Source organism: Chryseobacterium sp. (assembly GCF_045629545.1).
In the GTDB taxonomy this organism is placed as follows: Bacteria; Bacteroidota; Bacteroidia; order Flavobacteriales; family Weeksellaceae; genus Chryseobacterium.
Window position 1 is genome coordinate 60092 of sequence record NZ_JAZQRK010000009.1, and the last position, 9479, is coordinate 69570.

Genomic DNA, 9479 nt, shown 5'->3' on the forward strand with positions numbered 1-9479 from the left:
AATGATTAAAATTTTAAAAAGAAGAAAACTAAACTTTATCTTTTTTATTTTGTTTACAGCGATGTCACTCACAAGCCTACCTTCAAAAGATGAAGCTTCAGGCGGAACTACCATCCAGTATCTACTATTGGTAGCATTTATGATTATCACATTAATCACTGGAGGACTAAAGCAATTATTGTTAAAAAAAATAAATTATAATTTTATTGATCTAATTCCGCTATTAATATTTGGTGTTTGGATGTATGGAGTATTTGTAGGTTTAATAAACAACGTCCCTCAAAAATATATCTTTAGAAATTTTGGAGGGATGGTATTTTACCTCATATTCTACTTTTTTTATATAACTAAATTAAGTGTTTATTCCATTATAAAAAGTGTTTTTTTTAATGCATATATAGGAATTCCTGTAATATTTTATCTCACCTACTTAGCCTTCACCCAGGGAAATATTTCAGGTATTGGGGGAGAACGCGTTATCTTTTGTTTTTTACAATTAATTATATTTATACCGTTTGTAATTATTTTTGGTACATTTTTCTTTTCAATAGGACGTAATAATAAGTACCTTTTGTTTACTAGCAAAGGTAGTCTTATTATTATTTTTCTTATAAGTTATTTTACAAGTGTTATTATATCCTTCTCTAAAGGGATGATTCTGGCGTCATTTATAATTATGGCACTAATTATAATATTTCGATTTTTAAAAGGATTTAGCTTAAATGTAATTATAAAAATTTTCTCTACTCTTTTATTATTTGCCGGAATTTTAGTGTATTTTGAACTTACTGATACTTTAATAGAGTTGTTTAGTAATAGAGAAGTTTCTAACGCTACAAGGTCCGAACAATCTGTATATTTAATTGACGACATAAGCTTTTTTGGTAGAGGACTAGGTGCGTCTTTGACTAATGCTAATTATATAAGGGCAGATGATGCACCATACGCCTTTGAACTTACGTATCTAAATTTGCTTCATAAATTTGGATTTATGGCTTGCTTACTCTTTTTTATCTACATTTATACATTTTGGAAAATTTTTAAAATGTTTGGAAATAATGATAAGAGGAATTTTTTAGGATTATTATGTTTGGGACTGATGGTATTCGTATTCCCATCTATTGGAAATCCATTTCTATTATCTCCTTTAGCCGTTATCTGCCATTCGCTCACACTCTATATAATAAAAATATCAAATACAAATCTATTAAATAAAGAGTATGGAGAAGCAACGATATAACTTTTTATTATTTATCTTCCTTGTCCTGATATTTAATAAATCAGGAGCTCAGCAGCTAGGTTTTATAGTGCAAAATGACAAATATACCAACGAAGCAGTAAGTTTCGAAGAGGTATCAGAATGGATAAATGGTTCTAAAATTGATGATACAAAAGTTGATGGGATTATATATATAAAAAAAAATGGTAAATATTATCGTAGAGTTTACTTTGGACAAGTAAATGTGAAATGGTTTTATGCTCAAGGAAACGGGCAAGACGACGATACCGATTCTTTTGTTAACGCAATTAATTATATTAAGGCATCTAATGGCGGAGTGTTATACATTCCTAAAGGTGAGTATATACTAAAGAAAACTCTGAATATTGATTTCGATAACTTAGTTATACAAGGTGACGGTGCTAAAAACTCAGTTTTAAAAATTCAACATTTAGGGATAGGTATAAGCTACAAAAGTAAAGTTCCTGATTTATCCACAGCTAGATTCACATTATATAATCTATCTTTAGTAAATACAATTAATAAGTACTCACTACCACAAGATAATATGAAAGGTACGGGTGTACACTGTAAAGAAATGCATTCTTCAGATTGGCGAGACGTATATATTGAAAATTTTTTAAATGCATTAATATTAGAAGAATCCTATCTAAATATATTTACCAATTATTTTTCCCAATCAAACTGGGTAGGTATCAAAACCTTAGGAGGTAGTAATGGAAATACTTTTTATAATGGAGCTCAACGCAATTCATCTATAGACTTAAGAAGTTTAGGAGCTGAAAAAAATTTATTTATTAATATTGATATAGAACCTGCTAGTAATACACAATATGTTGGAAATAATAATACATTTCAGAATTGCAGATTTGAAAGATTTAACCTTTTAAGTAGAGACTATAAGAAACCATGGTTTGTTTTAGGGTCAAATAATAAATTTGAAAATTGCGACTGGCATTGGAATTTTGAAGATCAACCTCAAGATTATATGATGATTATAGAGGGAATTGGTAATAAAGTTTTTCTAGGTAATACCAACACCACTGCAAAACTTGTTTTATTAAGACCAAATACTGCTAATAATTATATTGAATACAGTGGAGAATTTAATGATTTTGAAATTACTAATACATTAAGATATTCCTCAAATTACATTCAGGATCTTGGTATTAATAACAATATTATATTTAAAAATTCAGAAGGTACGGTTGAATATTTAGGAAGTGAATATTTTTCATCAAAGATTAAATCAAATAATATCTTACAGAAAAACTGGCTTAATAAAGTTGATGTAAATATGAATTCAATCTCATTCTCTGCATCAGATATATTAAGCCCATTGGGCTTCCCTTTGGATATGACAAAAAAAATAACAATCATTGATACAAAATATGTTAGAAGAGCAAAGTTATCACCAATAGAATTACCAGATGGTAAAACCAAATTTTCTGTAAGTGCTTGGGTATTTATTCCACCAGCATTTAAGGGTACATATATTGCTATTTCAGCTGTTGAAGGAAAGTATATTTCATTATTTATAAATAATGAGAATAGAAATAAATGGGTAAGGATTTCAGGTTTTGCTATGCCTGATAAGAATGAAGTTGTGCAATTTTGCATCGATACGGATGCAGAAAAAAATAGTTTTTTTTATTTATCAATACCCGCTTTAGCGAAGGGATTAAATCCAATTCCTATATATTAAGTGAAAAATAAAGCAATGACAACAAACCAAACTTGCTCCAAAACCATTATGGATACCACAGATCCTAATATTATTTTTAATAATTTTGGTGAAAGTGATTATTATACAAACTTTCTAGAACGAATAGTACCAGAATGGAATTTTGGAAGAGGTAGAATGGATGAGTTACTAAAATATGCAGAAAAAATAAAATCTGAATGTAAAAATAAGGAGTATGATTGTATTATAGGACTAAGTGGAGGTTTAGATAGTTCTTACTGTGTATATATTACAGCAGAAGTATTGAAGCTCAGGCCTTTAATCTATCATGTAGATGCAGGCTGGAATACTGAACAAGCTATATCTAACATTGAAAAATTAATTACGGGTTTGAATTTGGATTTGTACACTGATGTGATCAATTGGAATGAAATGAAAGATTTACAAAGATCTTTTTTCAAAGCTCAAATTCCAGATCAAGACATGCCTCAAGATATCGCATTTTTTTCTAGCCTTTACAAATTCGCTAATAAAAATGGAATAAAATATGTTTTTACTGGTGCCAATTATAGTACAGAATGTTGTAGAGAGCCAGAAGAATGGGGAGCATATCCAGGGATAGATATAGTATTAGTAAACGATATTCATAAAAGTTTTGGAAATATCAAGTTAAAATCATTTCCAATAATAGATATTTTAACGTATAAAATCTATTATCAAAAAATGTTGGGAATGAAGATTTTCCACCCATTGAATTATATTGAATACAATAAAAAAGAGGTTGAAGATTTATTATATAAAAAGTTTGGATGGAAATCATTCAAGCACAAACATCATGAGTCTCGTTTTACGAGATTTATCGAAGACTATTGGTTACCCAGGAAGTTTGGTTTTGATAAAAGAAAAGCACATTTTTCTAGCCTAATTCTAACAGGACAAATGACTAGAGATGAAGCGTTAAATAGAATCTCAACGCCAGAATTAACCGAACAGGAGCTGATGAATGAAAAAAAATATATCGCTGATAAATTAGATTTTTCTGAACATGAATTTGAGAATCTTTTTAAGGGGGAAAATAAAACTTTTAGGAATTATAATTCCAAGAGAAAATTAATCGGTTTGGGAATTCAAGCTATGCGAGTTTTTGGAATGGAAAAAAGATTATTCAGATGATTACAATTGTTGATTACGGTATTGGGAATATCAATGCCTTTATTAATATCTTCCAAGAACAAGGTATTGAATGCTCTTTGGCTAAAACCCCTGATCAGCTGATGAAAGCTAAAAAAATTATCTTACCAGGTGTCGGCCATTTTGACTTTGCTATGGAAAAACTAGAAGAGTCAGGTATGATAGACATGCTACATCAACAAGTGATTATGCATAAAATTCCAATTTTAGGAATTTGTGTAGGGATGCAAATGATGGCAGATAGTAGTGAGGAGGGAAATAGAAAAGGCTTGGGTTGGATAAAATCAAAAGTTGTAAAAATAGACACTTCCGCATTACATCAGAACACTTTATTACCTCATATGGGCTGGAATACGGTGAGTAAAAAAAAAGACTCTATACTCTTTCATAATATAAATGAGGCAGAAGATTTCTATTTTCTGCATTCTTATTGTATGGATTGTGACGAAGAACAAAATATTATAGCGACTACCTATTATGGAAACGAGATAACAGTGGTTGTTCAAAAAGATAATATTTATGGTATACAATGCCACCCAGAAAAGAGTCATATTGCAGGGATGGAGTTTCTGAAAAATTTTGCAAATATCTAATAGTATGCTGAAACCACGCCTTATTCCAAGTTTGCTTATTGAAGACGGTTTAGTTGTAAAAACAACGAATTTTAAGAATCCAAAATATATTGGAGATCCTGTAAACACAGTAAAAATATTTAACGAAAAACATGTTGATGAAATTTGTATCTTCGATATTTCAGCCACACGAGATTGTAAAGAACCAAATTACAAATTAATAGGTGATATAGCCTCTCAGTCTCGTATGCCAATATGCTACGGAGGAGGAATAAAAACGGTGGAGCAAGCCCAAAAAATATTTAATTTAGGGATTGAAAAAATAGCCTTAAGCAGTATTTTGTTCACTCATCTAGATTTAGTGAATGAAATTAGTAATAAAGTAGGGAGCCAAAGTGTAGTATTAGTAATAGATGTGAAAAAAAGATTACTCGGAGGATATGACATTTATACCCACAACGGGACAAAAAATACCAAAACAGATTTAATTCAATTTTTGTTAAAGATTAAAGAATTACAATTTGGAGAAATTATCATTAATACTATTGATCTAGACGGTACAGAAAAAGGGTATGACTTCCAATTGGTAAGAAAAGTATTTGAGCACATTTCAAAACCAATAACGATATTGGGAGGAGCAGGAAGTTTAGATCAAATAAAAAGTTTATATAAAGAATTTAAAATTATTGGAGCTGCAGCGGGAAGCTTATTTATCTTTAAGGGTAAATTCAAAGCAGTTCTAATTAATTATCCAGATAAGGAAGTAAAAAACAGTTTATACTGAATATTATTATCATGAAAATACAAAATAAGACCCTCCTGATAACTGGTGGTACAGGTTCATTCGGTACTGCGGTGTTAAACAGATTTTTGCAAACTGACCATTTCAGTGAAATTCGAATTTTTTCTCGTGATGAGAAGAAACAAGATGATATGCGAAATTTATACAGAAATTCTAAAATTAAATATTATATCGGAGATGTACGCGATTACTCCTCTGTAGAACCTGCCACCCGTGGAGTAGATTACATTTTTCATGCTGCAGCGCTAAAACAAGTTCCTTCTTGTGAATTTTTTCCAATGCAAGCGGTAAAAACCAATGTAGAAGGTACTCAAAATGTAATACGTGCCGCCGCCGCAAACAAGGTACAAAAAGTGATCTGTTTATCTACAGATAAAGCAGCTTACCCAATCAATGCCATGGGAATTTCTAAAGCAATGATGGAGAAAGTTGCTGTAGCTGAAGCAAGAAATCTTACAGATACTGTGGTTTGTTTAACGCGTTACGGTAATGTAATGGCGTCTCGTGGTTCTGTTATTCCTTTGTTTTTAAATCAAATTCAAAAAGGGGAACCTATCACCATTACAGATCCTAATATGTCCAGGTTTTTCATGTCATTAGAAGATGCGGTGGATTTAGTTCTTTTTGCGTTTGAACATGCAAATCCTGGAGATTTATTTGTTAATAAAGCTCCTGCAGGATCTATTGGAGATTTAGCGAAGGCTCTTATTGAATTGACAGGGAAAGAAGTGCCCGTAAAAGTAATAGGAACTCGCCATGGCGAAAAGTTATACGAAACGCTTTGCACAAGAGAAGAAATGGCAAAAGCAGAGGATATGGGGGATTTTTATCGTGTTCCTGCTGATAATCGTGATCTCAATTATGCCAAATATTTTTCTGAAGGAGAAGAAGAAGTGGCTGTCATAGAAGATTATCATTCTCATAATACAGAACAGCAAGGGGTAGAAGGTTTGAAAAAATTGATTTCTACTTTACCTTTAATTCGCAAAGAAGTATTTGGAGAAGATGTAATGCAATATCCTTATTAGTAATTTGTAAATAGTGATAAGAGATTTGTTTTTAAGTAAATCGATAACAATAATCCAAATTAAATGACAAATATCCATTCAGCAATTACAGTCGGAAACCGTCATCAAGACGATAGAGGAATTATCACTTTCAATAATGAATTTGATGCTTCCAAAATAAAACGCATTTACACGATAGAAAACCATTCAACCGAATTTATTCGAGGTTGGCAAGGTCATAAAATAGAGCAGCGTTGGTTCGCTTGTATGAAGGGGAAATTTGAAATTTCTGTGATAAAAGTGGATCATTTCGACCATCCGTCTAAAGATTTAGAAATGAGTAAATATATCTTGGAAGATAATCAATTAGATTATTTACATATTCCTTCAGGCTGCATTACTGCGATAAAATCTCTTGAAAAAGAAAGTAAATTGCTTGTTTTAGCAGATTTTGCCTTAGAAGAAATACAGGATGAATATCGATTTCCAATAGATTATTTTAGTAATAAAATGTAGAATAGTAATTTGTTATTAGTCATTGCTTTCTGAAAATTTTGCAAATCACTAATAACCAATCACAAAAAGTAAATATGAGTAACCAATCACCAATTATTAATCACCAATCACGCAAGAAGATTGGTATTACAGGGCAAAATGGCTTTGTAGGAAAACATTTATATAATACATTAGGATTATTTCCTGAAGAATTTGAAAGAGTAGAATTTCAAAAAGAATTTTTTGGAAATGAGGTAGTCTTGGATGAATTTGTTTCAAAATGTGATGTCATTGTGCATTTAGCTGCAATGAATCGTCATGAATCTGAACAATTCATTTACGAAACCAATGTAGCTTTAGCCAAGCAATTGGTGGAATCTCTGAAGAGAACAAAATCAACAGCACATGTGTTAATCTCTTCTTCTACGCAAGAAGAAAGAAATAATCTTTACGGAAAATCAAAACGTGAAGGTCGTGAAGCGATTGTAAATTGGGCTAACGAAAACCATGGAAAAGTAACGGGTCTAATTATTCCTAATGTTTTTGGTGCATTTGGAAAACCTTTCTATAACTCATTCGTTGCCACATTTTGTCATCAATTAACGCATGGCGAAACGCCAACAATTGCTAATGATGGTGAAGTAAAACTAATCTACGTTCAGGAATTGGTAATGACCATCATTAATGAAATTCGTTCTGAAAAAAGTCAACCAGAATTACAAATTGAACCAACCTCAACAAATAAAGTTTCGGATGTGCTAGCACTTTTGAATGACTATAAAACAAAATATTTTGAGGGTGGTGAAATCCCAGTTTTAAATTCAACTTTCGAACATAATTTATTCAATACCTATCGTTCTTATATAGATTATAAGTCGCATTTTCCGGTTAAATTTACTCAACATACGGATCCTAGAGGAGCTTTTGTAGAAGTAATTCGTTTGGGAATTGGCGGACAGTGTTCATTTTCTACTACAGTCCCAGATATTACAAGGGGAAATCATTATCATACCCGTAAAATTGAACGTTTTGCCGTAATTAAAGGAAAAGCCTTAATTCAGCTAAGAAAAATTGACACAGATGAGGTGCTTGATTTTTATTTAGATGGAACTGAACCTGCTTATGTAGATATGCCGATTTGGTATACCCATAACATCAAAAACATTGGAACGGAAGATTTATACACCATCTTTTGGATCGATGAGCCTTTTAATCCAGAGGATTCAGATACTTATTTCGAAACTGTTTAAATTGAGCTGTCAGCTTTCGGCGTTCAGAAATAAGCCGAATGTCAAAGGCTACAATATATGAGGAAAAATGAAAGATTTTAGACAATTACAAGTTTGGAGTAAATCACATGAACTCGTAAAAGAATTGTATAAAGTAAGCGAATCTTTTCCAAAGCAAGAATTGTTTGGTTTGACATCTCAATTGAGAAGAGTGAGTATTTCGGTACCTACCAATATTGCGGAAGGTTGCGGAAGAGGGAGTGATGCAGATTTTAAAAGATTTATTCAAATTGCATTTGCATCTGCAAGCGAAGTAGAATATCTTATATTTTTGTCATTTGAATTATCTTTTATTATTGAAAGTGATTATTTGTTTTTGAATAATCAAATAATTGAAATCAAAAAAATGCTGGCAGGTTTAATCAACAAATTAAAATAATTACTATAGGTAATCAGCTAAATGCTGAAAGCTAATAGCCAATAGCTAAAAAAATGAAAAAATTAAAAGTAATGACGGTTGTGGGAACACGACCAGAAATCATAAGATTATCAAGAGTATTAATGGCTTTGGACCAATCTGAAGCTGTAGAACATATCATCGTCCATACTGGGCAAAACTACGATTACGAGCTGAACCAAATTTTCTTTGAAGATTTAGGACTTCGTAAACCAGATTATTTCTTAGAGGCAGCAGGGAAAACGGCAACAGAAACTGTGGGAAATATTTTAATTAAAATAGATCCGCTTTTAGAAGAATTGAAACCAGATGCTTTTTTAGTTTTAGGAGACACGAATTCTTGTTTGTGTGCAATTCCTGCTAAAAAGCGTCATATTCCTATTTTCCATATGGAGGCAGGTAACAGATGTTTTGACCAAAGAGTTCCAGAAGAAACCAATCGCAAGATTGTAGATCATACTTCGGATATCAACTTGACCTACTCTGACATTGCTCGCGAATACTTGTTGAGAGAAGGACTTCCAGCTGATAGAATTATCAAAACGGGTTCTCCAATGTTTGAGGTTTTAAATCATTATTTACCACAAATTGAAGCATCTACTGTTCTTGAAAAGTTAAGTTTAGAAGATGGAAAATTCTTTGTAGTTTCTGCACATAGAGAAGAAAATATTAATTCGGAAAAGAATTTTAGAGGATTAATGACTTCATTAAATGCGATTGCAGAAAAATACAACTACCCAATTATTGTTTCTACGCACCCACGTACACAAAACATGATCGATAAAATGCAAATTGAGATGCG

10 protein-coding genes are annotated in these 9479 nt (G+C 31.6%); all 10 read left to right on the plus strand.

All coding sequences use genetic code 11. The annotated features are described in order from the left end of the window. The first annotated feature begins 1 nt into the window (after window position 1). Window positions 2-1240, plus strand: coding sequence for a hypothetical protein (locus ACKI42_RS01835; RefSeq protein ID WP_407401850.1), 1239 nt, complete (start codon window positions 2-4; stop codon window positions 1238-1240). Continuing rightward, window positions 1221-2945 (plus strand): glycosyl hydrolase family 28-related protein, encoded by a 1725-nt coding sequence (locus tag ACKI42_RS01840; RefSeq protein WP_407401852.1) that lies wholly within the window; start codon window positions 1221-1223, stop codon window positions 2943-2945. Before ACKI42_RS01835 ends, ACKI42_RS01840 begins: the two co-directional genes overlap by 20 nt. 15 nt (window positions 2946-2960) lie before the next feature. After that, complete coding sequence (locus ACKI42_RS01845) at window positions 2961-4097, plus strand: N-acetyl sugar amidotransferase (protein ID WP_407401854.1); 1137 nt, start codon at window positions 2961-2963, stop codon at window positions 4095-4097. Beyond that, window positions 4094-4708, plus strand: a complete 615-nt coding sequence (gene hisH / locus ACKI42_RS01850) for an imidazole glycerol phosphate synthase subunit HisH (RefSeq protein WP_407401856.1) — start codon at window positions 4094-4096, stop codon at window positions 4706-4708. Before ACKI42_RS01845 ends, hisH begins: the two co-directional genes overlap by 4 nt. 4 nt (window positions 4709-4712) lie before the next feature. Continuing rightward, on the plus strand, window positions 4713-5471 hold the full coding sequence (locus ACKI42_RS01855) for an AglZ/HisF2 family acetamidino modification protein (protein ID WP_407401858.1): 759 nt from the start codon (window positions 4713-4715) through the stop codon (window positions 5469-5471). 11 nt (window positions 5472-5482) lie between these two features. Continuing rightward, a complete protein-coding gene (locus ACKI42_RS01860; protein ID WP_407401860.1) occupies window positions 5483-6517 on the plus strand; it encodes a polysaccharide biosynthesis protein in 1035 nt (344 codons plus the stop codon). Window positions 6518-6580: 63 nt separating this feature from the next. Then, on the plus strand, window positions 6581-7012 hold the full coding sequence (locus tag ACKI42_RS01865; RefSeq protein WP_407401862.1) for a WxcM-like domain-containing protein: 432 nt from the start codon (window positions 6581-6583) through the stop codon (window positions 7010-7012). Window positions 7013-7086: 74 nt separating this feature from the next. Then, window positions 7087-8241: an NAD-dependent epimerase/dehydratase family protein gene (locus ACKI42_RS01870; protein WP_407401864.1), complete on the plus strand. Its 1155-nt coding sequence runs from the start codon at window positions 7087-7089 to the stop codon at window positions 8239-8241. A gap of 67 nt (window positions 8242-8308) precedes the next feature. Next, window positions 8309-8659, plus strand: coding sequence for a four helix bundle protein (locus tag ACKI42_RS01875; RefSeq protein ID WP_407401866.1), 351 nt, complete (start codon window positions 8309-8311; stop codon window positions 8657-8659). A gap of 53 nt (window positions 8660-8712) precedes the next feature. Next, a partial coding sequence (locus ACKI42_RS01880) for a UDP-N-acetyl glucosamine 2-epimerase (RefSeq protein WP_407401868.1) occupies window positions 8713-9479 on the plus strand: 767 nt, incomplete at its 3' end.